Here is a 24,913-nt window from a genome sequence, read left to right as displayed (position 1 = left end):
AATAATATCAACGGCAATTATACAGCCCTAAATGCGCGCGCTGCTGTCCCCGTAACCGAATCAAAAACTGTTTCAGTTTTGACGGGATCACTAGGCTCTCTCAGTAGGGAATCTGATTTTTGCCAATTACTGTTTGAAAGAGTCCCCGACCGAGAAAATATTGATAGAGTATTGATTAGGAGACTGGCAAAAATTCAACTATAAGAGGATTGTCACTGATGACAGCAGTTACCGAGAATGATCTGAAAAGGTTAGAAGATTTAATCGTTAGCGGACAGAAAGCGATCGAGTCCCGACTGACAGTGATCGAGTCCCGACTGACAAACCTAGAAAATGGACAGAAGGCGATCGAGAACAGTCTAGGAGAAATTAAAGGAGATATTAAGGCCTTAGATGCCAAAGTTATGGGACTAGAAAAGCGGGTTGACGATCTTAACGCACGAGTCAACATTACGACCATTGGATTCCTTAGCATTGTCGGCATTTTGGTGACAGGAATGCTGACTATTGCAGCAAAACAGTCTTTTTCCCCTAGTCCCTAGAATGATACTAAATCCTGTGTAAAAGGTATAGGAGAGTAGGTGAGTGCCAAAGCACTGGAGCGGGGAAAAACAATCGATAACTTGGCAGTTAATCATACTATTAAAAACGGATTTGGTGTAAGACGGCCTAAATAAGTCGATATATGGTTCTGCTCGCTGTCTATGCCGGGGAGAAATCCCTCTGGCATTTCTCTAGTGCGAAATCTGGGCTAAAAATTGGCCCCGTCAGGAAATCTTGATGTTAAATTCCCCAAAAATTGCGCTAGGATCGGCTTCATAGCACAGGAAAGGCGATCAAGTGGGATAACCGATCCTGTGGTTTGAGAAGGTGACTGTATAATTGTTAGAGTATCAATAGATCAATTCCAGAGGAATCATGAGCAATATCCAGGATAAAATTCAAGAAGAGCTAGAAAATGCCAGAGCCGTCTGTAGTATAGAAGGTTCCACCTCTGGTGAATGTGCCGCCGCTTGGGATGCGGTGGAAGAATTACAAGCAGAAGCTGCTCACCAACGTCAAGACCATCCCCAAAAAACCTACTTTGAAAAGTATTGTGCTGATAATCCCGATGCCGCCGAGTGTCGCCTTTATGAAGATTAATCCAGTCAGGCAGCAGTTTTTTCTCTCCTCACAGTAGAATCCTAGCTTTAGGGCGATCTCAACTATAAAGAGATCGCCTCTCGTTTTTTGGTTTGTTGGTCAAGCTGTGACCGATTTTGGCTCCCGCGTCGGAAGACAGTAAAATGTTGACAGTGTAATTGTCTAAATAATTTATGAATCAACTTTGGTTTCGTCCTCTCGTTTGGATAGATTATCGTTTAGCCGTCCTATTTACGGTGATTATTCCGGCAATTTTGTTAATTTGGTCTTTATTTGCAAAAATCGAATCATTACAAAAATTGTTGATTATCTATTGGCGAGTGGCTAGTCTTTTGTTAATTACCGTATATTTAATGATCGCTTCCTGGCCGATTGGTTTTGTCACCAGTTTTTTAGCTAAGATTTTAATCCCGATTTCCCTCTGGTTTTGGGTGGATATTAACGATGAAATTAAAGATTTACCCGCCAGTCCGATTAAATTTGTCACCACTGCTTGGCGTTGGGCAGTAACGATTTATTGTCCTTTGGGCGCAATTTCTACCTTACCTTTTCTCTCCTGTGCTATGTCAGGGGAATTGCTAAATTCTCCCTATTGTCAGGTTTGGCAGGAAGCACCCTGGCAGTTTCGCGAGATTTTTCATTCAGAAGCTACCGCTAATGTTTTGGGCTTTTTTGGTTTAGTTGGCCTCTCTTTTTATACTCTCTATTTTGCCCATTTTCTTCTTATTCGCCTTGGCAAACAGGGACGTTCAGCTTTACAACAGTAAGTTTTTAGCTATCGATGATTAGCCATTTTTCTATGAATATTGGTCAACAACTCGAACAATACACCCTCAAAAATCCCCACGAGGTTTTATTAGTGACTATTGCTGTGGATGGGGAGGAGGAAGAAATCTCTATTTTTAAAGGTTTTTCTAGTTCCCTTACCCGCAGCACTCCCTACGATCCCGATATTCCGATCATTCCTGAAACTGCTAGAATTATTAAGATAGATCGTCTTGCTAGTCCCTATCATCCCCTTAAACCTCGCTACATTCAAGAAAATCTTACCTTAGAGGAAATGCAGTCTTTACTGATTAATTAAACCAGTAATTTTACTTAGATAACATCAGCACTCATCTCGATGGATTTAACAGCTTTTATTTACCATCCATAAACTTTGTCTATCTAGACAAGAGGTAAATTTTGCGGCCTTTTAGTGGTAAGATTACCGGGGAATGATAATCTCTGCCAGTATTCAAGCTGTCAAAGTGGATTTCATCCTCGGTATCGATCGAGAACAATCAAAAAACTGGAGAATAATCTGGAGAATCTATGCAACTTAAACAATCTAACCAAGAACTGTTACAAATTGAGTATTTAGCCACCGGTGCCACGGGACAAAACATGGTTAAAGATGATGGCAAAGATGTGATTGAAGGATTAACTAAAACCCCCAAAAGTTTACCATCTAAATATTTTTATGATCGGCAAGGTTCACAACTTTTTGAAGAAATCTGTCAATTGCTAGAATACTATCCCACTAGGACAGAAGCGGCTATTCTCCAAGAATATGCTCAAGAAATTGTCGCCTATACAGGGGCCTGCGAATTGGTCGAATTAGGTAGTGGTAGTTCCACTAAAACTCGTCTGTTGTTGGACGCTTATTATCAGCAGCAAAAATCCTCTAAATATGTACCTATCGATGTTAGTGAAACTATTCTCAAAGCTAGTGCCATAGAATTACAAAAAGAATATCCTAATTTACAAATTCAGGGTTTAATTGGAACCTATGAACAGGCCTTAGCCTACTATAAAAATGCTTCTGATAATACCAGAATGATTTTTTTCTTGGGAAGTTCGATCGGTAATTTTTCTGCGGCTGAATGTGATAATTTTTTAGAAGAAATTGCCACTGTCTTAAAAGCTGGAGATTATTTTTTATTAGGGATTGATCTGCAAAAACCATCAGCAATTTTAGAAGCAGCTTATAATGATGCCCAAGGGGTGACAGCCGCTTTTAATTTAAATATGCTTTCCCATTTAAATTGGCGTTTTCAAGCTGATTTTAATCTTGATTTATTTAGTCATCAAGCTATCTATAATCAAGATCAATCTCAAATTGAAATGTATTTAATTTGTCAAAAAACTCACCCTGTTCATCTTAAAAAACTCGATTTAACAGTTAATTTTCAAGCATCGGAGAGTATTTTAACAGAAATTTCCCGTAAATTTAACCTAGAAACTATGCAAAAAGACCTAGAATCAAAGGGATTAAAACCGCTCAAGGTTTTCACCGATACTGAAAATTTATTCGGGTTAATTCTCTGTCAGTTATCCCTGTAATTAACGAAAACATTATCATCAGTAATAGAGGCACAAAAACATGGAAAAGATTCAAGCACAGGCTCCTATCTCTCTAAGTAACTGTAGTCGAGAAAATATACTAGACTATTTTGAAAATGCTTGGCAATTAGAAGATATGCTGTTAAAAAGCATCATCAAAGAAGAAGCTTTTTATTGTAACCCTGACGATTTAAGAAATCCCCTCATCTTTTATTTAGGTCATGCTGCCGCTTTTTATCTGAATAAATTGCAGCTGGTTAACCTATTAAAAAAAAGCCCTAATCCTGACTACGAATTATTGTTTGGAGTGGGGGTAGATCCGGCAACTCCTGAAGAATTAAACTCTGCTATCGCTCAGATTCAGTGGTCTGGGGTGGCTAAAGTTTGGGAATATCGACAACAAGTCTATGAAATTGTGGTCGAAATAATTAAAAATATCCCCCTCAATCTTCCTATTCATCCTCGGCATTCTCTCTGGTCATTAATGATGGGAATTGAGCATCAGCGTGTTCACTTTGAAACCTCTTCAATGTTACTCAGACAACTGCCTCTAGATTGTCTGCAACGTCCTCCCGGTTGGCATTATGCTCCTTCTTTTGGTCAAGCTAGTCCTAATCAAATGGTGGAGGTTTCTGGGGGAATAGTAGAAATTGGTAAACCCCAAGATTCTCCTATTTATGGTTGGGATAATGAGTATGGTTATCGGCAAGTTAAAGTTAACAATTTTCTGGTGAGTAAATATATGATTACCAATGGAGAATTTAAAGAATTTGTCCATAATGGTGGCTACGAAAATCCTAGCTATTGGGATGAGGAAGCTTGGCAATGGAAAAATCATTATCGAGTCAAATATCCTAAATTTTGGCTGGTAGATGAGCGCGGAAATTATCAATATCGAGCCATGTTTGATGTTCTTGATTTACCGCTTGATTGGCCGGTAGAAGTGAACTATTATGAAGCGATCGCTTACTGTCGTTTTCAAGGTCAAGGAATACGTTTAATGACGGAAGCTGAGTGGAATTTAGCCACCTATGGCAGTCAAAAAAATCGATGTTATACCCTAGAAAACGATAACTTTGATGACTATAACCTCAATTTAAAATTCTCTTCTCCCACTCCCGTAGGAATGTTAAAAAATACGGGCAATAACTCAGAAATTTATGACTTACGCGGTAACGTCTGGGAATGGCTAGAAGATGATTTTAATCCCTTAACTGACTTTCAACCCCATTACCTCTATGCTGACAATTCCACTCCTTTCTTTAATAGTCAACATAAAATGATGTTAGGAGGAGCTTGGGTGACTAACGGCACAGAAATCCTACCCTACTATCGCAATTGGTTTCGCCGGAATTTTTATCAACACGCTGGTTTTAGAATCGCACAAAGTCTTTAGGTGGGGTGTGGGGTTTGGGGTTTTACCCATTTTCAGGGGGTCGATTACCTAATTTTCAGGGAAAAAGTGCCTAAAATTTCCCCCCCGATTACTCCAAGGGCCAGCACTTTTTGATATCTTGAGATTTATCGGGCCAATTCTAGGTAATTGCCAATTAAAAAAAATTCCCGGAAGGGTCGCCCCTCGATCGCTACAATGGAACCTAGTAGAATGCGGATAAACTCGATCGCCATGAATCAACCTGCAATTTTTCATCTCGCTATTCCGATTACCGATGTGTCCACCGCTAAAAGCTTTTACTGTGATGGTTTAGGTTGTTTAGCGGGAAGGGAAACCGAGAAAGCGATTATCTTAAATTTCTATGGTCATCAGGTGGTCGCTCACGTCACCGAAATGCCTCTTACTCCCCAAAATAGCATTTATCCTCGCCATTTTGGTCTAATTCTGCCGGATGCCAGGGATTGGGACAATCTTCTCGCACAAGCACGAGTCAATCAACTAAAATTTTATCTAGAACCAAAAACTCGCTTTACTGGGGAGATAACCGAACATAAAACCTTTTTCCTAGAGGATCCTTTCTATAATCTCCTCGAATTTAAACATTATCGCCACTACGAAGCTATTTTTGCCAGTCGGCAATTAACAGCGATCGGCGATCGAGCTTAAAATAAACAACAGGTGACTTTTTGTGACTGGTTAGTCCTATCTTCAACTGCGACAAAAATAGGGGAACTTCCCTCAGATTCTCTCATCGAAACTAAAAAAACCTTGCCTTGCAATGATAAATTCTTAGGAAATCTATGAAAAAAATTTTATTGTTAACCCTATTCGTTATCGGTCTAGGATTTGCTCTATTTAACTTTACTGGATTAGCAAATCGGGGCGAATATCAATCAATTTTGATCGACTTTAAAGACGATATACCCGTCAGCGTACTCGATGAGCAGTTAAATGCTATCAACAAAAAAGCGGGAACCCCCACCAGTTTAAATAGTATCTTTTCCATCGATGAACATCTTTACATCGTCGATGGAGATAGCAAACTTCTGAAAACTCTCCGCAATTCCGACCTAAAAAAATACACTGAATCGATCGAACCCGATTATATTTATCATGCTTTTATCGCCCCCAATGACCCCGACTATAGCAAACAGTGGAACCTGCGGGGAATTAACATCGAACGCGCTTGGGAAGAAAATCACGGTGAAGGAATCACCGTCGCCGTCATTGATACAGGTGTATCAAAAGTTCCCGATCTGCGAGAAACCGAGTTTGTGGAAGGCTACGACTTCGTCAATGATCGCAGCAATTCCGAGGACGATAACGGTCACGGAACCCATGTAGCGGGAACAATTGCCCAATCGACCAATAATAACTACGGGGTAGCTGGCATCGCCTACAAAGCCAAAATTATGCCCCTCAAGGTGCTTTCCGGGACGGGTGGGGGAACCGTGGGAGATATTGCCGAAGCGATCCGTTTTGCCGTCGATAATAAAGCCGATGTCATCAATATGAGTTTAGGGGGTGGAGGCGAAACCCAAGTAATGAAAGAGGCGATCGAATACGCCTATAGTAAAGGTGTGGTAATCGTCGCCGCTGCCGGTAATGCCGATGATAATTCCGCCGCCTATCCCGCCCGTTTTCCGCACGTTATCGGCGTTTCTGCGGTAGATGCCTCCGGAAATAAGGCCCCCTATTCTAATTTCGGGGCCGGAATCGATATTGCTGCCCCCGGCGGCTCCGATACGGGTAAAATTATCCAAGAAACCATCGATCCCGCTAAAGGGGGTGAACCGGCGTTCCTCGGTTTTCAGGGAACCAGCATGGCAGCCCCTCACGTTGCTGGGGTGGTAGCTTTAATCAAAGCTGCGGGAATTAAAGAACCCAGTGCAGTTTTAGAGGTTTTGCAACAGTCAGCCCGTAAGATCAATGATGATCCCTTTAATCATTTTGGCGCCGGACAATTAGACGCGGGCAATGCTCTACAATTGGCCCTAAAAGGACAGATTACTTTCCGGGATTTTTGGCGTTGGTTGCGCGATAACGGTTATCTCAATCCCCGTTTCTGGATTGATGGCGGCGCGGTGGCGGTTTTGCCCAAAATGGCCATGGTTTTGGGTTCTTATCTTCTTGCTTGGTGGCTAAGAAGTTATTTTCCCTTCTCCTGGAACGGATTTTTGAATGCTGGTCTAATTTTTGGCAGTTCTGGCTTATTTTTCCTCAGAGGTCTTTATATCTTCGATTTACCTCAATGGCCTTTCCGAGTGATGGGGAGTTCTCTTTCCGACCTAGGAGGTGTTATTCAGGGAAGTTCTGCCCTTAATCCGCTTTTTGCCAGTGTTATCCTGCCCTTTGTCCTGATTGCTCTGCTTTTGGGTCATCCCCGTGCAAAATGGTTAGCAGTGGGGGTATCTTTAGCTATGGCGGTGACTTTAGGTATCAGTGCTGTTATCCATCCTACTCTGATCTGGTTAGGTTCTGGTACGATCGCTCAGGCATTTTTGGGCGTAAATGCGCTTTTATGTCTCGGTTTAGGTTATTTAGCCCTAAAAAGTGCTACTTCCTCCCGATAAGCTTAAACAGGGGTTACAATGGGACAACAAAGGTGATTTACCGTTCAAAACCTTTTTGGTTTTGGTATCTTCCTTTTGTTTTGCATTGAGTTCTCCTACAACAGCAGCCTCGGACATTAACCGAGGTTTTTTCTTTATGATGTATGTTAGTTTCTAGGGGTTTTTTGGGAATTCTCAATCCGTATCCCGAAAGTTTCCCCCAATACCCCTCGAATCATCGAGCTTATCTATTTCTTGTCTAAGGTGTCTATCGTGTCAAATCATAAAATTCTCGTTATCGATGACAGTAAAGTGATCAGGATGCACGTTCGCGATATGTTACCAGAGGGTAACTTTGAATTACTCGAAGCTAAAGACGGATTAGAGGGCTATCATCTCATCCGTACCGAAAACCCGAATTTGATTATTTTGGACTTCCTTCTCCCGAAAATGAGCGGTTGGGAGGTGTTTCAGCAAATCCAAACCGAAGATAATCTCAAAAGTATCCCCCTAGTGTTAATGTCGGGACGGAAAGAGGAGGTAGTAGAGAAAATCCCCGAACCTTTCCCGCATTTTGCCTTTATTGAGAAGCCTTTCGACCAAAAACAATTGGTACAAGCGATTAAAGAAGCGATGGCTAAGGCCAAACAATATTCTCCGAAACCAACAGTTTTTAGCCCGAAACTAGAGGAACTCACCGGGGATTATGGCACCGATATTCAGACTCTCCAGTCCCAAATTGCCCAAATGCAAACAGAAATGGAAACTATGAAGAAACAAATGTCTCAATTAGTGGCTTTTATTAAGAAAAAACTGCCCTAGAACTATTCATCCCGATTTTTTATAACTTGGGCAAGCAGTTATCCTTATCCGGCGGGCAAATCTCGGGCTAATCTCCTATCCGTTTTAAACAGGATTTAGTATAATATGAGGTAGTCTTTATTTGGTGAGTGACTAAGTTATTAATTAACTGATAACTAATTATGAATTGGCAAGAAATAGCGGGTAATTGGGTTTTTCTCCCCCGTCGTCCCCGGGGTATCATTCACTTTTTAGGGGGGCATTTGTGGCAGCGGCCCCGAATATTACCTATCGTTGGTTATTAGAAAGTCTTGGGAATTCAGGATACGCTATTGTCGCGACTCCCTTTGTTAATACCCTCGATCACAAATCGATCGCCCGCACAGTTTTAAACCGTTTTGATAATATTATTGAACGTCTGCGCTGGAATCATAGTCTGCCCCAAGGTTATCTCCCCATCTACGGATTGGGTCACAGTATGGGGTGTAAACTACATTTATTAATCGGTAGTCTCTACGAAGTGGAACGGGCGGGAAATATCCTCATTTCCTTTAATAATTATCCCATTCGTCGAGCTATTCCCTTTATTGAACCTTTGCAAATTGACACCACTTTTAACCTCGAATTTACCCCTTCCCCCGAAGAAACAAACGAGTTAATTTTCCAAGATTATGCCATTCGTCGCAATCTTTTAATCCGTTTTCAAGACGACACGATCGATCAATCTCTGGTATTAAATCCCCTGCTAAAAAAACGTTTTAATGATTTAATTGCCCTGCGAACTCTCCCGGGCAATCATCTCACTCCCTTGAGTCAAGATGTCAGTTGGCAAACCGGAGAAGTATTTACTCCCCTCGATGCGATCGGCCAATGGTTAAAACAGGGACTTGCCCGGGATAATTCCCGTCTCAAAGATGAGATTCTCCAGTGGTTAAATCCCGTCCTTCCCGCCTCTCGTTAGCTTTCCTCTAGATTAATCCCCAGGGCCCGTAATTGCGCCTCTAAGCGGGCTAATTTTGCCTCAGCTAATTCGGCCCGTTGACGTTCCTGTTGGGCTTGCTGTTCGGCTAATTCCGCTTTTTGCTTGATTTCTAGGGTGGTCAAAAACCGCGAGCCATCGGGATAAAAAATAGCTAACTGGGGACTCTCCAGTTGAAAACGAATCTGTAGAAGCGGACTCTGCCAATTATCGATCGCGGCAATCATCTCCAATTGATCACCCCTTCGCCACCAACCCTGTAGATAATTAGCATCGGGATCATAGAGATAATATTCTTCTACGCCAAAACGCTGATAAAATTGCCATTTTCGGCGCATTTCCGCTTTAGTGTTGCCCGGAGAGAGAATTTCAAAGACCACCTGCGGCGCAATCTGGTTTTCTAACCATTGCTTATAGGAACCTCGATCGCCCTTGGGTCTGCCAAACACTACCATAGCATCCGGCGCTTGACAGGTTTTATTATCCCCCTCGACCGGATACCACAACAGATCGCCGGCGATAAACACATTGTCATTGTCTGCGAATAAACATTCGAGATTTTCCTTGATCGTCACAATCCAGCGAAACTGTTTGGTATTATCGGCCATCGGTTTACCATCACTATCGGGATAGATAATCTCCGACCCAGAGAAAGATATCGCCTTGATCATCGTTCTACTCCCTAGCGTAATAACTATAACTAGAGATTATGACATCAACAAAGGGAGAATTGATAGCGGCAGTGTTAGAACAAGTAACAAATAAGATGGGAACTCCTCGACAAATAGTGTCCGACCACGGCAGGGATTTATACAGAGGAATCCAATTATATTAGGAGAAAAATCCAGAAGTTGCTCACACTTATGAGGTAACTCATCAGATGGCATTGATTTTAAAGTCAGAACTGGAAAAAGATGAACAATATCAGTCATTTGTCAAAAAATGTCATCAGTGTCGTCAAGAGATACAACAAACCGAATTATTGTTTTTAATGCCGCCTTGTCAACGGACAAAATCTCGTTATTTTAACTTAGATAGGGTCTTTGGACTGGCTCCTAGACTATCAATCAAGATTCTCTCCCTGTCTGGGCTACCATCTTGGCTATGACCGGAAGTCTTGAAGCTCAAATCAAACATGAGGGGTTAACTCAAACATCTTTATCTCAATGGGATAAGCTTTTTCCCCAGTCTTACCTTCCCGAAAGTATTATCCCTATTTACCAGAAAATACAGCGTTATTTATTAGAACAAACTTCTACTATCCCAGAAGGTGAGATATTTCTGGGAACTTCCGATGTCATTGAATATATCTTTGGTAAGTATAAGCTTTTTTCGCAAAGATGTCCTATAAACGAACTGGGGGTTATGGTTTTAACAATAGTGCTAGTAACTACCGATTTCACTGTCAATTTGATTAAAGAGGCGTTGGAAACTATCAGGTCGAAGGATGTTAATATTTGGCAAGAGCAAGTTTTTGGACAATCCACTCTTTCTAAAAGAAAAGTTGTTTTTTCCTCCTGACAAATTTTGACAGAAAAAGTGCATGATTTATTTTCCTTGATTTTCCCGTATATTCAACACCCTACCCTTGCCGCCCCGACGTCGGGGGGCAAGGGGGGGTGGGGGAGATTCAGCTAATCTAAGGATAGGCGGTTAAAATGCGTCTTAGCTTAGTGCTAACCTAACTCCCCGCAGCACAGGAATCGGTGAAAATTACGCAGGGAATCCCCACATGACTAATGGGAACAATATAGGTTTCTGTGGGGGGAAATAAAGCGACAACGTGGGGAACGGGACGGGGAGTATAATGCACTTGCGATTGACCTTGATAAGCGAGGGAGGTGCTTGCTCCTGAGTCTAACATCACTGCGTCCCGAAAACCTGCCTGTACTAATAATTCTCCCAAAGCCATCGAATCGATCGGCTCTCTGGAAACCCCGATAACTGGCTGTCCTGCCTGATTAATCCCCCAAAAAGCCCGGTGACGCAGGGCATCAAAACCGTAAAGTGTACCAAAGGATTCCCGCGGTTGTGGTTGTCCATCTTTGACTAACCAAGCGGCCGCGACAAAAGCATCCGTAACCTTGAGATCATCTCCAGCCTCCGCTGCGATTCCTTCTAGGGTATTATGACGGGCCCGATCAAAGGGAAGATAACGCACCCATTGATCGGTAATGATTACTAAAGGACGACCCTCTAACTTGTCGATTTCTCCCTCATATCCCGGGATAAAGCCGCCATTTTGGCTTAAAACCGGACCGATCATCTGATTTGAGTCCAATTCCTTGAGAGAGAAAAAACCGCCATCCACGGCTGCGATCGCTTCTGTACTGGCGATAATTTCCTCCACTTGATAACGACTATCAGCGTGGATGGTTTTGGGAATCCCGCCACTAATCAATACAAGTGTATTGGTTGGAAATTCCACTTCCCGTTTTTGGATGGTGGTGGCAAAGTTAAAACCGCCATCCCTACGGGGTAAGGGATCACCCCCCCAAGCTTGCGGTACAACTTCTCGCGTGCGTGATTGCCCAAAGCGTCCAATCGTGAGTAAATCGGGGGATTGTCCCGCAAAATGCTCATCGAGGTCATTCATCGATAAAGCCGCCCGATAACCCGCTTTTTTGACGAATTCCTTCACTCGATCGTCCGCCTTCCCTTCCGGATAGGTGAAATAATTAATCGGAATGCCCAATTCTTTTTCTAAGATTTGTTTCGATTGCTTGACTTCTTGCTCCAAATCTGCATCGGACAATAATCTTAAATCCCGGGGATGACTAACACTATGGGAGACAATCTGTACTAGAGGATCGGCGGCCATTTCCTGGAGTTGTTGCCAAGTGACACTGGTTCTGCCAGTTTTTTGAGTCATTTTATTGATATAAATCGAGAAAACAGCAGGATAGTTATATTTTCTCAATAAAGGATAGACATACTGGTAATGTCCCCCATAACCATCATCAAAAGTCAATAAAACCGGTTTATCGGGAAGGGGGATCCCTGTCCGCAGATGGGAAATTAACCAATCGATACTGATAGGAGTTGCCCCGATTTCCTGCAAAAACTGAAAATGTGCCTCTAATTCGGCGGGGGTAACGTCAAAGAATACCTCTTTTTCCGGTAAAATGTCGTGATACATTAAAATCGGTACTTTTGTCTCTTGAGCGCGGGGATGAATTTCCGGCCAGGGGGCTAATTCGATCGCTGTTGCCGAGTTATTTGGCCAATTATCGAGACTAATATCGTTTTTTTGGAGAGATAGGGGAACAATCACGCGATCGGATAGGTTTTTATAGGTTTTACAATCAAAAACTCTCGATATATCCTTAAAAGAACTATTTTCTCGGACATAATCCGCGCATTCCAGTTGAAACTCCCTAAAAGGTGCGGGGAGAGAATCACCCCCCACCAGAGCATTAGAACGAGGATAGAGAGAAATTGCCCAAATAATCAGACAAGTGACGATAAATGCCAAAAATCCGTATAGGGGAAGGAAAGAAAAGGAAGATTTTTGCCGAGCTTGCCAACGCATAAGATCAAGTAATAAAGTGAAAAGTAAAAAGTAAAAAGTAAAAAGTAAAAAGTAAAAAGCAGATAGGCCCTGAGTTACCGAAAAAACTGCCTTTTATCTAGATTTTTGGCTTTTGTTTTCTCGTCAGCAAAGCCCACTGATTACAAGCTGAGTTTCCCTGTAATCCGTTCCCTTGTCAAGTTTTCTAGAACACCCTCATCAGTTATCAGTTATCAGTTATCAGTTATCAGTTATCAGTGAGCAGTTATCAGTTATCAGTTATCAGTCATCAGTGAGCAGATTTGAGTTTTCAGTGGACAGTGGTAATCAGTGAGCAGTTGTCAATAGACTACCTTTATTGATTCTCCCCATCACCCCACACCCGTTACAGTAGAGCAGGAAGTCGCCTTCCCACCCCCTGCTTCAAAACCGGACTTACGACTTTCGCCGTATCCGGCTCCTGAGTAACTAGGCTACTGTCATTAGTAGAATAATAATGGGAATTATTATTTCCTTGTCTATTCAACTCTCTTGGCTGTATCCCCACCAGACAAGATTGTTGGTTTTAGGGCGTATATGACCGTTGATTGTTGCTTAGACTTCCTAGTTACCCGTCCTTTGTCAGCATATCTTTGATATTACTCAAAGCCTTGGCTTTTAAGGACATCCTCTCCCTCTATTGACTTGCGGATGGTTTCCTACTGCCCCGAACGGGCAGAGTCAATCAGGGTTACTTCGTTCCCTATAACCATTGGTTGAACCGTATTTGATGATACTGTCCACAACAGAGTAACGGGAATGCCTTACTGATAGTGGTATAAGCTATCAGCCCCAACTCTGTTAACTTTTGTTTCGAGCCTGTCAGCCTTTTGGCTCGTGGGTGTTGACGATGGTTAATTCGTATCTTCGCCCCAGGGCTATCCATAGGTTCTGGCTCAACGGGTTTCTGATTTAGGCTATCAGATACCGCTTTTTTTCCTCGCTCACTACCTCAGATGTACCAAGTCTAAAGCAGCAGGAAATGCCGTCACTCTAGGCATCTAGAGGACAGGACTAAGGTTATTACTAACCCGCACCTGTAGGGTTATCAAGTTATCAAGGTACTACATTTACCAAGCGGCTAATCCTCTAAACGTCTTACTGTCTAGTTTCTAGCCAACGAATCGCACCACACCCCACACCCTACACCCCCGCTATGTTCAGGGGATTAAGCTGGTAAAGCGTGACACAAAACTGCTAGAGTTACCAAAGACGAGTATATAAACTTTACAGATATTGTATGAGAGTTTTGGTTATTGGCGGAGACGGCTATTGTGGTTGGGCAACGGCACTCCATCTATCAAATAGAGGTTACGAAGTAGGCATACTTGATAGTTTAGTTCGTCGCTATTGGGACTTACAATTAGGCTGCGATACCTTAACACCGATCGCACCCATATCTGATCGGATTCAACGCTGGCAAGATCTAACGGGAAAATCGATCGATCTTTTTGTCGGGGATATTAATGACTACGACTTTTTGATTCAATCCCTGCGACAGTTTCAACCAGACACCATTGTTCACTTTGGAGAACAGAGATCTGCACCCTTCTCCATGATTGATCGCGAACACGCGGTTTTAACCCAAGTTAACAACGTGGTTGGCAATTTAAACATCCTCTACGCGATGAAAGAGGAATTTCCCGAAGCGCACCTAGTAAAACTGGGAACCATGGGTGAGTATGGCACACCTAATATAGATATTGAAGAAGGCTACATCACGATCGAACATAACGGTCGTAAGGATACTTTACCCTATCCCAAACAGCCCGGTAGTATGTACCATCTCAGCAAAGTCCACGATAGCCATAATATCCATTTTGCCTGTCGGATGTGGGGTTTAAAAGCTACAGATCTCAATCAAGGGGTGGTTTATGGAGTCCTCACCGAAGAGACAGGAATGGATGAGATGTTAATTAACCGTCTCGATTACGATGGGGTTTTTGGCACTGCTTTAAACCGTTTTTGTATTCAAGCGGCGATCGGTCATCCCCTGACAGTGTACGGTAAAGGTGGTCAAACGCGAGGATTTTTAGATATCCGCGATACCGTGCGTTGTTTGGAATTAGCGATCGCTAATCCTGCTCAATCGGGGGAATTTCGCGTTTTTAACCAATTTACCGAACTGTTTAGCGTCGGTGACTTGGCACTGATGGTGAAAAAAGCTGGTTCTGCGTTAGGGTTAAATGTGGAGATTAACAATCTTGACAACCCGCGCATCGAGTTAGAGGAACATTATTTTAACGCTAAAAACACAAAATTACTCGATCTAGGCCTACAACCTCACTATCTCTCCGATTCTCTCCTCGATTCCCTCTTGAACTTCGCCACCAAGTATAAAAATCGGGTAGATATGAATCATATCCTACCAAAGGTCACTTGGAAACGATAATTTATTAGTCAATGATAAGTTGAGGATGGGCAAGTAACCCATCCTTTCCGTTTTTCTAATGTATCGGCATCAAACTCGATCTTAATCCGCACTGATGGGAATTATTGTCGTCCGCGATTGCGGGAATTAGAGCGACGTTGCTGCATTAACTGGGAAAATTCCGTTCTTTGAGCGGGAGTTAACACTTGGCGAATTTCCAAAAAACTTTCAAATTGCAGGTTACTCATTTCTTGGCGATTCCGAGATATTTGCTGATGTTTAGAACGGACCTCTCGATCAGAGGCATTATTCGATAATAAACTATTTAATTCTTGTTGGTTGCTTCTCATGGTTTCTCGCAATTTTTGCATTTGTCCCCGGTATTTCTGACCAATAGCGGCAATTTTCGACTTTTGGTCATCGGTAAGGTTTAATTGTTCGATTAGTCTTTCTCGAGAATTATTCACTCGACGACTCTCAGGACGCTGGGGAGAGCTAGTTTGAGCAATAAATAGACCATCGTGGGGATAGGATAGTACAGTGGCACTTGGGGCCAGGTTAGCGGCCAGAGTTAAAGCCATGGTCGTGCCAAGAATCGAGACAGTAGAAAGGGACATAATTGATCTCCACAAAGAAATTAAGGATTATAGGTAGAATAGGTGAGTTGAGGCTCGTTTAAGCTCATCCAAGGCGAACTATAAACGCTAGGAGCAGCAATCGGTGGAGCGATGCTATGGTTCCAACTCTCCACTAAAAAAGCTTCTAACTGCTCGTCGGAAATTTGGCTCAGTTGTGGATGAGGATCAGACCAACGATAGGAAGCAAAAATCAGTGCCGATAAGGCAGTAATACCAGTGATCAACCCCAATAAAGGCAGCAATTTTGGGCAAGTTACCGGTCTTTCTCCCCTAATCATTTGCATTAATTGTTCTTCTTCATCTATCGGTCGAGGTGGCAGCGATGGACGATATCGACGCAGAAAATTAACCACTTTGTCATCTTCTGGGGACATTAGAGAACTCCTTGTTTTTGCAAAAATTGACCCATGGTTTTACGCGCATAATGAAGACGTGATTTCACCGTACCGAGGGGAATTTCTAAGATTTGAGCGATTTCCTTTTGGGGTAAGTCCTCTAGATCGTGAAGGACAAGGACAGCGCGATGTTCTAAACTGAGAATTTCTAACCCTTGTCGGACCACTTCCTCATAATGCAGTTGCATCAAATCGGGACTATCTTGGGGACGGGATTCGCTATCAAGGGAGTTTTCCTGATCAGTGCTTTTGGCCATCCTCATTTGTCTTTTGGCTAATTGTCGCCGACCATCGATCGCCACATTCCAGGTGATCCGATAAACCCAAGTGGAAAAGTATTCAGGTGAACGCAATTTCGGCAACCCGTGCCACACTCTTAAAAATACCTCTTGGACAAAATCCTCTAGGAATTCCTGTCCACAGAGTTGATAGAGAGTAGAGCGGATTTTTGGTTGATAGAGACGGTAAAGGTGACGAAAAGCACCCCTATCACCCCTTTGACATTTTAAAATTAACTCTCGATCGCTCACACTTGTTTGCTTCTCGGTTATCACCTCGATCATTCCCCTCACCCCTAGCTACTTGTCCCTTTAGACTAGGGGATGCCAAGAATGGTTCATAACCAGTTATCAGTTATCAGTTATCAGTTATCAGCTTTTTTCTCCCCACACCCCACACCCCACACCCGATCACCGAGGGAGTAATTGTTGATAGAAATCCAATTGTTTTTGAGCGAGGGCTTTATTAGTATAATTGGTCATTACTCTCTGATAACCTCTCTGGCCTAATTCTTGAGCGAAGCTGGGATTATCTAAGAGAATTTGTATAGATTTAGCCAGTGCTTCCCCATCTTTTTCGGGAAAAATTAACCCCGTATCAGCAATAACAAAGGGAATTTCTCCTGAATCGGAACCAATAACAGGAACCTGACAGGCCATAGCTTCAATTAAAACATGACCGAATTGTTCTTTCCAACCGACGGCCGTTAAAGTTTTGACCCGATAGGTGATTTCTGAAGGCAAAACTAAAGTGTTCATCAGGTTAATATAATTAACTACTTGATCGTGGGGAACACTTTCCACTATCATCAAGCGATCGCTTATTCCTGCGGCTGTAGCTTCCCTGACTATTTTATCTTTCAGGATGCCCCGACCTAACAGTAATAACTTCCACTTACCTGTTAATTTATTTACAGCTTTAATCAAGGTTAAAATGCCTTTTTCTTCCACAAAACGACCGATAAACCCAATCACAAATTCATCGCTTTCAATGCCTAAAGATCGGGCTAAATCGGGTTGCTTGCCTTGGGAAAAAAGAACTTCATCCACGCCTAATTGCGGTAAAACGGTGTATTTACCCCTGTAACCCCGTTCTTTTAAAACATCTACTCCGTCCTGATTACCGGCAATTAAACCATCGGTATTTTTCAGGTTATAAGCTTCTAACCAAGAGATGGGAAATTTAGGAGTATAGGGAAGATTCCACCAAGTAAAAAATACATTTTTAGCTCGTAGATTTAAGAAACGGTTCAGAGTAATAAATTGTGCATAACCGAGAGATTTAGAACCCTGTTCCACCTGAATAATATCGGGTCTAAATTTTTGCAATAAAGGAATTATATCAGTGCCAAAAGTTAATAAAGATTGGTTATTCTGGCTAAAATTAGAGATAGGAATGACTCGGAAATTATCGGCTATTTTCGGTTGACTTTCAATGATTTTATTTTGGACTCCTCCCGGTTGCCAACGTTGGGGAACAACAATAGTAACCTCAATATTGGGATTTAATCTTGTCAGGGAGCGCAGTTTCTCACAGTTGAGATCAACTATATATGTATGACTAGCGACTAAAATTCTCATAGATTATCTAGTTTTGTATAAATTTGGCCATCATTCCAGAGGGACTTAACTTGAGTTTTCAGAGCATCCAGAAAACCTAAACCATAAAAAATTCCCCTAGAAAGGATTTTAATCGGGGAACCACCTTTATTACAGGGAGGATTGCCAAGAACGTGACAATCAAATAATTTAGCATAGAGTCGCAATTGTTGAGCGGGAGTGAGATTTTTCAGGGCCATCAGAAAGTGATTATGATAAAAAGTCGTCTGATAACTCAGAGAACGAGTGCTAATATCATGACAGCCGCCGGTTTCTTCCCCTAAATGAACCAGATAAGCGGTGGGATCGTACCAGACATGATAGGGAGTCCGGCGTAACCTTAAGCAAAAATCCGATTCCTCGCGCACGGCACTGCCACGAAAGCGTTCATCGAACCAAATGCCATATTTCGTAAATATATCCTTTCTAAAAGACATATTACAGCCCCGGGCCGAGATTACCTGCTGGGGTTTAGTGGTGTGGACAAGATCGATGTAATACCAAGCAATGCCCGGGTCCATCGCTTGGGGGGGTAAAAAGTCGATTTCGTAGGGTTTGCCGGTATCTGTCACCATTTTTTGGGAGTCACCTAATTTCATGCGATCGAATACCCGACCGGCCACTACACCTATCTCAGGGTTCTTGACAAAATTCTCACTATGTGCTTTGAGATAATTATCCGGTAGCCGCACATCATCATCAATAAAAAGAACGATATCGCCCTGGGCGCGACGGACTCCATAATTTCTGGCACCGGGTAAACTCGCCCAATCTAGCCGATACCAGCTAATTTTGTGCTGATTAGCCAGATTTTCTAGATAGGATTGTATTTCAGGGCTATGGGTAGCGGTTTGGTCGATAACTAACACCTCAAAATCGGGATAATCTTGTTTGAGCAGGTCATCGAGAGTATCTTTAAGAGGCTCTTCGCGTCGATAGGTGGGTATGATGACAGAAATCAAGGGAAAATTCATAGCAGTAAACAGCAAACAGTAATCAGTAAACAGTAATCAGTAATCAGTAATCAGTAATCAGTAAACAGTAATCAGTAATCAGTAAAAAGACAGTAGAAAACTTCTAAGTAGTCGTGCAAAATTAATTTCCTAGTCGAGACTCCGAGACGGGAGACTCCGATACAGGAGACTCCGATACAGGAGACTCCGATACAGGAGACTCCGAGACGGGAGACTCCGATACAGCTATTAGGGATCGGATTTGAGTTTTCAGTTCACTGTTTACTCACAGCAAAAGGCTGACGGCTGAGAGCTTAGATGTGTAATTAATTTTGTTTAGGTACTTATTTAATACCGCACACTTAAAAACTCACATCTGATAACTGATAACTGATAACTGATAACTGATAACTGATAACTGATAACGGCTCTTCTCGACTTTGTGTGATAATTTTTGCTTATGGAACCCTGAAGTGCTTATTGGGCAAAACTTTTAGGACTATTTTGCGGAAGAAACTATCGGTATAGACCTCGTTTCCACACAGAAACCAGAAGAGCCTGATAACTGATAACTGATAACTGATAACTGATAACTGATAACTGATAAGTAGTCGTGCAAAATAAATTTCCTAGTGAAGAAAGGCAAAGGGCAAGAGGCAAGAGGCAAAGGGGGGGTTAGATATGTGTAATTAATTTTGCCTAGGTACTTAACTGATAACTGATAACTGATAACTGATAACTGATAACTGATAACTGATAACTGATAACTGATAACTGATAACTGATAACTGATAACTGATAACTGATAACTGATAACTGATAACTGATAACTGATAACTGATAACTGATAATGATAACTGATAACTGATATGATAACTGATAACTGATAACTGATAACTGATAACTGAAATCACCAACACCCATATTTCAAGCTAAAGAAACACCTTTGCGTTTAAAATTTAAGCCCTTTTTGGAGGATTTTGTGGCGGTTTCCCCCGCCAGAATTTTGGCTTCTTTTTCCTGTTTTTCGATCACGGGTAATCTAAAAATTACGCCCGCAAATATCCAGTAATAAACGCCCACAGGATCCGTATCGAGGGCATACCAATAGGGAAGATAGGCAACAAAGAGCAGCAAAACCCAATAACTACCGGCAAAACCTCGCAGAGTGGGATCTTTGAGGGAACGATAGGTGCGGAAGGCCAGATAAACTAGATGGGTCATGAATATCATGTACAAGGCAAAACCAATGTATCCCAACTCGAATAAAACTTTAGTGTGATAGGTTTCCACAAAGGAAATATCACCGAAAACCCTAGCAGAAGCTGTGGCCACACCAAGTCCACGACCTAAAATACCGCCCTGATTACGGATAGCAAAATCCAACTGTTCTTGAATAAAAGCGGTGGGGGGAGCCTGTTGCCAACGGCTGATGGCACTATCGTAGCGTTGTTGGACAAAATCGGGGTTAAGGAAAGAAAAACCGATAGCTAGAAGTAAAGCGGCGGCAAAAATGATCGGCAAAAATCTTTTTAAGTTAGCGATTTGTCCCGTAAGAATCGTCATCAGACCAATAATCATCGGTACAGCAAAGAAAGCTAATCTTTGCCCAGAGACCACTGCATTAATAAAAACTAGGGTTAAACCCACTAGGGCTGCTAGTCGCCATTTTTGGGAAATTTCACTAAAGGCACTGGCATAACAAACTACGGCACTAGAGACCAAAAACCAAGCCCAGTGCCAGGGAGAAACAAAGGTACCCGGTAGGCGGATCATATTCACTTCCGGACTATACACTAATGCCCCACCAACCAAACACCTTGCATCTAAGTGGGCTTTGAATAGTGCATCAGCTACAAAGCCTCTAGTTCCTACACAACGACCGGTTTTCAGCATCCAGTATTGCATTAGTCCTAGGACACAACAAATAATCGCTAAAGTCACTAAAAGACGACCAAAAAATAATAGGGTCGCTTTGTCTTTGATTAAGTAATAAGTGCAGAAGATCAAGGGGACATAACCCAGCAAAACTTTGAATCCTAATATTCCTTGCAGAAAAGTCTCACTTTCCCGACAGGGAATCCCGCGCAAACGACCATCCCTAAAGATACTCATCCCAGCCACGGAATCGCAAGTAGGCAGAAATTGTCTCTGTAAATTGACGGCTAATAGACAGACTACACAGAAAACAAAGATTAATAATAGGGTTGTACCTAATTGTTTGGGGACAATAATCGGTAATTGCTTTTTTCGACATTCTAAAACTAAGGCGATTAAAGCGGGTAGATAAAAGATATCTTTACTGATTTGTAGGATTTGATTACCGCCCAACCAATAGATAATAGTGCCAGTGAAGGGGACATAGATAATAAATGCCCAAAGAGCCATGCGAGGATAGCTAAAGGAGAAAACTACTAAAATTAAGGCTAAACTTACTGCAGCTCCTATCGTGGCATCAAATAATAAGCTGAGGGGTAATCCGAGCAAAATTGCTACACAAATAGCAAAAATAATCAACCCCGTTAACTTTTGTTTCCTTTGCCTTTCTTCTTTTTTGAGGGCAAGTTTCTCTTTGATGTTAAGCGGGGGACTATCAGCTTTTGTTTGGCCTTGTTTATTCTTTTTTTTCTGGCGATCAATACTTAGTCCGGTCATAATTAGGCCTTGCTACGCTACGCTAAGGGCATTATAATCCCTGTCCCCCTCGATCGACTACAAAAGATAGCTTCGCACCGCTGCCACTAGCCTTTCTGTCCAAAAATTGGCTAATTCTAGGGTTTCTGCTTCCACCATCACCCGAATTAACGGTTCTGTCCCGGAAGCTCGCACCAAAATTCTGCCTTTTTCTGCCATGGCTGTCTCAGCTTGGCGGATTTCCCGCCGTAAAGGTTCACATTGCTGCCAATTACGTCGCACTTCTCTATCTTCCACCCGCACATTGCGTAAAATCTGCGGATAGGTGACAAAGCTATGATCGACTAAATTAGCCAAGGAAACCGCCGATTTCTGCACTAAAGCCGCTAAATGTAGGGCGGTTTGCATTCCATCCCCAGAAACCCCGTAATGATGGCAGAGAATATGACCAGATTGTTCACCCCCTAGCATGGCTCCAGTTTCCCACATTTGCGCCTGAACGTGCTGATCGCCCACGGCAGTCCGCAAGAATTGACCCCCCAGTTTTTGCCAAGCGCGTTCAAAACCTAAATTAGCCATCACCGTGGCTACTAATAACCCATCGGGTAGCTGTCCGGCTTCTAAGAGGGAACGACCCCAAAAATAGAGGATATAATCGCCATCTACTACTCTACCTTGACTATCCACGGCCAAGACTCGATCGGCATCGCCATCGAAGGCAAACCCTAAATCCGCTTGCTGATTAATCACCGCCGCCTGTAGGCTTTCTAAATGGGTAGAACCACAATTAACGTTAATGCGATCGCCATCGGCTCGATCGTGTAGGCAGATAACTTCCGCCCCCAAGGTTTGGAACACTAAAGGTGCTAGGTTAACGGCTGCCCCCCAAGCTAGATCCAAAACTATTTTTAATCCCGATAGGTTCATATCCTTCCCGACGGAATCAATGACAGCTTGACCATATTTTTGGATTAATTCGGGACAAAAAGTCGCTTTTCCCCAATTTTCCGGTTTATCTGCTAATTCTAAATTGCCTCTTAAACCCGCTTCTATCTGTGCCGCTAAACTGCCAGATAATTTTAAACCGCTGCCGTCAAAAAATTTAATGCCGTTATCTTCAGGAGGATTATGACTGGCAGAAATCATGATCCCCCCCATCGCTTCGCTTTCTCTGGTTAAATAGGCGACGCAGGGAGTGGGACATAATCCCAGTTGCCAGACTTCTATTCCCGCCCAAGTTAAACCCGCAGTGATAGCATTGGCTAACATATCACTGGAATTACGCGAATCTTGACCGATAATTACTGGTTTGGTGACACCAGCTTGATTTTTTAATACCTGTCCCGCCCAAAATCCGATTTGTAGCGCTAGGGGGGCAGTTAATAATTCTCCCACTTGGCCGCGAATTCCGTCCGTGCCAAACAGGGGGGATGGCGGTAATTCAATCAAACCCCCTAAGGATAACAGGGGATGCGATCGAGCTTTTTGCCCATTTTGATACGATAGAGACGCTACCATGGCCGATTCCTTTCCTCACACAACACATTCAGAGGATAACATGATCACCGATTTTTTAAAATCAATGTTCCCAGTTGACCTTAATCCTCCTCCCAGGGTTCCTGACACTGTGGGGTGTGGGGTGTGGGGTGTGGGGAAGTGGGGTGTGGGGAGCTTTTTCAGTAAAAAGGCAGCTCCGATCTCCGAGGGGAGCATCTCACTTACGCAATGAGTAATTATACTTAGCCTAAAAGCCACTCTTAATCGTGTCTTGGAACGAAATAGAGGCTTTTAAAGACCGCGTACATGGAGAATTAAAACAAGAATTACCCTCGAAAAGCCTATTTTTCTACTAAGTATTTATGCTTATTGCAAAGGTGAGATGCTCCCGCTCCGAGCTTATCGCTTAATACTATTGACTGATAACTTACCCACTGATAACTTACCCACTGATAACTGATAACTGATAACTGATAACTGAATCCTGCCTCCTGAATAAAGATTGTTGATTTTTGCAGGAGGTCTAATCAAGGAACCCAAGTTATTTGGTAAGCTGAAACGGTAATCTTGACCCCCGAATGCGCGTGCTGATCAGTGTTGTCATCCCTACCTACAATCGCCAAGCAATCTTAAAAAAATGTTTACTCGCCCTAGAAAATCAGCGTTTAACCGATAATAAGGTGGAAAACTACGAAATAGTCCTTGTCGATGATGGCTCTACCGATGGGACGATCGCTTGGCTAGAAACTCAAAAGGCTAATTTACCCCATCTGCAACTGTGGCAACAGGATCACGGCGGACCAGCGATCGCTAGGAATCTAGGGGTAGAAAAAGCTAGTGGTGATACGATTATTTTTATCGATAGCGATCTGGTAGTGACAGAAAATTTTCTGCAAGCTCACGCCGACGCTTTAACCGCCGGGGCAGAAAGTCTCAGCAGCGATCGCTTATTTACCTACGGCAGTGTCATTAATACCTGTAACTTCGAGCATCCCACCAGTGAACCCTATAAAATCACCGATTTCTCCGCTGCCTATTTTGCCACGGGCAACGTGGCGATCGCTAAAAAATGGTTATTAGCGGCGGGATTATTTGATACTCAGTTTCAACTCTACGGTTGGGAAGATTTAGAATTAGGGGTGAGATTGAAGCAATTGGGACTAAAATTAATTAAATGTCCCGAAGCCGTCGGTTATCATTGGCATCCCCCCTTTAGTCTCGCTCAAATTCCCAATCTCATCGATAAGGAAATTCAACGGGGACGAATGGGAGTGCTTTTTTATCAAAAACATCCCACCTGGGAAGTGCGGATGATGATTCAAATGACTTGGATTCACCGATTGTTGTGGGGTTTACTTTCCCTAGGGGGAACCCTGAATGAACGCAGCCTCTCCCCGCTGTTACAATGGTTAATCGATCGAGGTAAACCGCAATTAGCCCTAGAAATTGCCCGCATTTTTCTCAATTGGTACAATGTGCGCGGCGTTTATCAAGCTTATCGGGAAATGCAGCTTCAGTAAAATGTCTTGGCGAACACCGATGAAAGCGTTTCTCACAAAGACGAGGTGTCACTAACCCCGCCCTAAAACCAGAGACTTTGTACCTCACCATCGAGATAACTGCCCTAAGGGTGAACATTTGCCGATAAAAAACTGAATATTTGCTTTCTTTTTCTGATAATTGCTGCCACAATCAAAAGCAATCAGCATAAAGAGCGGCGGAAAACACTGACCACATTTGCCCCTTGTGAATTATCCTCTGAAATTGGGCATATTATAAAGTAAATTTTCCTAGAGGAGGAA

General features: G+C 42.7%; 26 protein-coding genes and 1 pseudogene. 16 read left to right on the top strand and 11 right to left on the bottom strand.

Going from position 1 to position 24,913, the window contains the following annotated elements; all coding sequences use genetic code 11:
• Positions 1–218 precede the first annotated feature (218 nt).
• The 10 genes and pseudogenes from VL20_RS14910 to VL20_RS14865 all read left to right on the top strand — a co-directional run bounded on the left by VL20_RS14910 (position 219) and on the right by VL20_RS14865 (position 9,178).
• Positions 219–542: a hypothetical protein gene (locus VL20_RS14910; RefSeq protein ID WP_052276952.1), complete on the top strand. Its 324-nt coding sequence runs from the start codon at positions 219–221 to the stop codon at positions 540–542.
• Between the two features lie 376 nt (positions 543–918).
• Positions 919–1,143 carry a Calvin cycle protein CP12 gene (locus tag VL20_RS14905; protein WP_002788843.1) on the top strand — a complete coding sequence of 75 codons (225 nt, stop codon included), beginning with the start codon at positions 919–921 and terminating at the stop codon, positions 1,141–1,143.
• A gap of 173 nt (positions 1,144–1,316) precedes the next feature.
• Entirely contained in the window at positions 1,317–1,910 is a 594-nt protein-coding gene (locus VL20_RS14900; RefSeq protein WP_002770135.1) for a DUF3177 family protein, read from the top strand.
• Between the two features lie 32 nt (positions 1,911–1,942).
• The gene (locus tag VL20_RS14895) at positions 1,943–2,227 is read left to right on the top strand and encodes a DUF7734 family protein (RefSeq protein ID WP_002788842.1); all 285 of its coding nucleotides are present in this window, start codon (positions 1,943–1,945) and stop codon (positions 2,225–2,227) included.
• A gap of 230 nt (positions 2,228–2,457) precedes the next feature.
• Positions 2,458–3,468, top strand: coding sequence for an L-histidine N(alpha)-methyltransferase (egtD, locus tag VL20_RS14890; RefSeq protein ID WP_052276951.1), 1,011 nt, complete (start codon positions 2,458–2,460; stop codon positions 3,466–3,468).
• Between the two features lie 40 nt (positions 3,469–3,508).
• Entirely contained in the window at positions 3,509–4,864 is a 1,356-nt protein-coding gene (gene ovoA / locus VL20_RS14885; protein WP_052276950.1) for a 5-histidylcysteine sulfoxide synthase, read from the top strand.
• A 231-nt stretch (positions 4,865–5,095) separates the two neighbouring features.
• Complete coding sequence (locus VL20_RS14880) at positions 5,096–5,530, top strand: VOC family protein (RefSeq protein ID WP_052276949.1); 435 nt, start codon at positions 5,096–5,098, stop codon at positions 5,528–5,530.
• 134 nt (positions 5,531–5,664) lie between these two features.
• Complete coding sequence (locus VL20_RS14875; RefSeq protein WP_052276948.1) at positions 5,665–7,437, top strand: S8 family peptidase; 1,773 nt, start codon at positions 5,665–5,667, stop codon at positions 7,435–7,437.
• 252 nt (positions 7,438–7,689) lie between these two features.
• Complete coding sequence (locus VL20_RS14870; protein ID WP_002788834.1) at positions 7,690–8,238, top strand: response regulator; 549 nt, start codon at positions 7,690–7,692, stop codon at positions 8,236–8,238.
• Between the two features lie 161 nt (positions 8,239–8,399).
• Positions 8,400–9,178, top strand: a pseudogene (locus VL20_RS14865) (DUF1350 family protein).
• Here VL20_RS14865 and VL20_RS14860 read toward each other — a convergent pair.
• Positions 9,175–9,867, bottom strand: a complete 693-nt coding sequence (locus VL20_RS14860; protein WP_052276947.1) for a Uma2 family endonuclease — start codon at positions 9,865–9,867, stop codon at positions 9,175–9,177. The pseudogene VL20_RS14865 and the gene VL20_RS14860 sit on opposite strands and share 4 nt — an antisense overlap.
• Before the next feature lie 38 nt (positions 9,868–9,905).
• Here VL20_RS14860 and VL20_RS32760 point away from each other — a divergent pair, with 38 nt between their 5' ends.
• Genes VL20_RS32760 through VL20_RS14850 form a run of 3 tightly spaced genes read left to right on the top strand, consistent with a single transcriptional unit; the run spans position 9,906 to position 10,717 of the window.
• Positions 9,906–10,031, top strand: coding sequence for a hypothetical protein (locus VL20_RS32760; protein WP_283160180.1), 126 nt, complete (start codon positions 9,906–9,908; stop codon positions 10,029–10,031).
• Positions 10,032–10,076: 45 nt separating this feature from the next.
• Positions 10,077–10,304: a hypothetical protein gene (locus tag VL20_RS32755; RefSeq protein ID WP_249264888.1), complete on the top strand. Its 228-nt coding sequence runs from the start codon at positions 10,077–10,079 to the stop codon at positions 10,302–10,304.
• On the top strand, positions 10,301–10,717 hold the full coding sequence (locus tag VL20_RS14850; RefSeq protein ID WP_052276946.1) for a hypothetical protein: 417 nt from the start codon (positions 10,301–10,303) through the stop codon (positions 10,715–10,717). Before VL20_RS32755 ends, VL20_RS14850 begins: the two co-directional genes overlap by 4 nt.
• 160 nt (positions 10,718–10,877) lie before the next feature.
• Here VL20_RS14850 and VL20_RS14845 read toward each other — a convergent pair whose 3' ends face one another.
• Entirely contained in the window at positions 10,878–12,728 is a 1,851-nt protein-coding gene (locus tag VL20_RS14845; RefSeq protein WP_052276945.1) for a polysaccharide deacetylase family protein, read from the bottom strand.
• 172 nt (positions 12,729–12,900) lie between these two features.
• On the opposite strand from VL20_RS14845, the gene VL20_RS31200 reads away from it, so the two are divergent.
• Together VL20_RS31200 and VL20_RS14840 are read left to right on the top strand one after the other, a co-directional pair.
• Complete coding sequence (locus VL20_RS31200; protein WP_158499352.1) at positions 12,901–13,041, top strand: hypothetical protein; 141 nt, start codon at positions 12,901–12,903, stop codon at positions 13,039–13,041.
• A gap of 945 nt (positions 13,042–13,986) precedes the next feature.
• Positions 13,987–15,138 carry an NAD-dependent epimerase/dehydratase family protein gene (locus VL20_RS14840; RefSeq protein WP_052276944.1) on the top strand — a complete coding sequence of 384 codons (1,152 nt, stop codon included), beginning with the start codon at positions 13,987–13,989 and terminating at the stop codon, positions 15,136–15,138.
• A 101-nt stretch (positions 15,139–15,239) separates the two neighbouring features.
• Here the strand turns inward: VL20_RS14840 and VL20_RS14835 are convergent, their stop codons facing one another.
• The 9 genes from VL20_RS14835 to VL20_RS32750 form a co-directional block, all read right to left on the bottom strand.
• A complete protein-coding gene (locus tag VL20_RS14835) occupies positions 15,240–15,734 on the bottom strand; it encodes a Spy/CpxP family protein refolding chaperone (RefSeq protein ID WP_052276943.1) in 495 nt (164 codons plus the stop codon).
• Positions 15,735–15,754: 20 nt separating this feature from the next.
• Positions 15,755–16,129 carry a hypothetical protein gene (locus VL20_RS14830; protein WP_052276942.1) on the bottom strand — a complete coding sequence of 125 codons (375 nt, stop codon included), beginning with the start codon at positions 16,127–16,129 and terminating at the stop codon, positions 15,755–15,757.
• Positions 16,129–16,713 (bottom strand): sigma-70 family RNA polymerase sigma factor, encoded by a 585-nt coding sequence (locus tag VL20_RS14825; protein ID WP_002788823.1) that lies wholly within the window; start codon positions 16,711–16,713, stop codon positions 16,129–16,131. The genes VL20_RS14830 and VL20_RS14825 overlap by 1 nt, the downstream gene beginning before the upstream one ends.
• 126 nt (positions 16,714–16,839) lie before the next feature.
• The gene (gene hpsO, locus VL20_RS14820) at positions 16,840–18,009 is read right to left on the bottom strand and encodes a hormogonium polysaccharide biosynthesis glycosyltransferase HpsO (protein WP_052276941.1); all 1,170 of its coding nucleotides are present in this window, start codon (positions 18,007–18,009) and stop codon (positions 16,840–16,842) included.
• Positions 18,006–19,001, bottom strand: a complete 996-nt coding sequence (gene hpsN / locus VL20_RS14815; RefSeq protein WP_052276940.1) for a hormogonium polysaccharide biosynthesis glycosyltransferase HpsN — start codon at positions 18,999–19,001, stop codon at positions 18,006–18,008. The genes hpsO and hpsN overlap by 4 nt, the downstream gene beginning before the upstream one ends.
• A 678-nt stretch (positions 19,002–19,679) precedes the next feature.
• On the bottom strand, positions 19,680–19,904 hold the full coding sequence (locus VL20_RS14810) for a hypothetical protein (protein WP_052276939.1): 225 nt from the start codon (positions 19,902–19,904) through the stop codon (positions 19,680–19,682).
• A 3-nt stretch (positions 19,905–19,907) separates the two neighbouring features.
• Positions 19,908–21,635 (bottom strand): hormogonium polysaccharide biosynthesis protein HpsL, encoded by a 1,728-nt coding sequence (gene hpsL / locus VL20_RS14805; protein WP_052276938.1) that lies wholly within the window; start codon positions 21,633–21,635, stop codon positions 19,908–19,910.
• A 57-nt stretch (positions 21,636–21,692) separates the two neighbouring features.
• Positions 21,693–23,132: a phosphoglucosamine mutase gene (glmM, locus tag VL20_RS14800; RefSeq protein ID WP_052276937.1), complete on the bottom strand. Its 1,440-nt coding sequence runs from the start codon at positions 23,130–23,132 to the stop codon at positions 21,693–21,695.
• Positions 23,133–23,510: 378 nt separating this feature from the next.
• Positions 23,511–23,642: a hypothetical protein gene (locus tag VL20_RS32750; protein WP_284525797.1), complete on the bottom strand. Its 132-nt coding sequence runs from the start codon at positions 23,640–23,642 to the stop codon at positions 23,511–23,513.
• A gap of 47 nt (positions 23,643–23,689) precedes the next feature.
• Here VL20_RS32750 and VL20_RS14790 point away from each other — a divergent pair, with 47 nt between their 5' ends.
• Positions 23,690–24,631: a glycosyltransferase family 2 protein gene (locus VL20_RS14790; RefSeq protein ID WP_002788812.1), complete on the top strand. Its 942-nt coding sequence runs from the start codon at positions 23,690–23,692 to the stop codon at positions 24,629–24,631.
• Positions 24,632–24,913: the final 282 nt, after the last annotated feature.

The organism is Microcystis panniformis FACHB-1757 (assembly GCF_001264245.1).
Classification (GTDB): Bacteria; Cyanobacteriota; Cyanobacteriia; order Cyanobacteriales; family Microcystaceae; genus Microcystis; species Microcystis panniformis.
The sequence above is the reverse complement of the archived record's forward strand: the minus strand, read 5'-3'. Positions and strand labels throughout refer to the sequence as shown.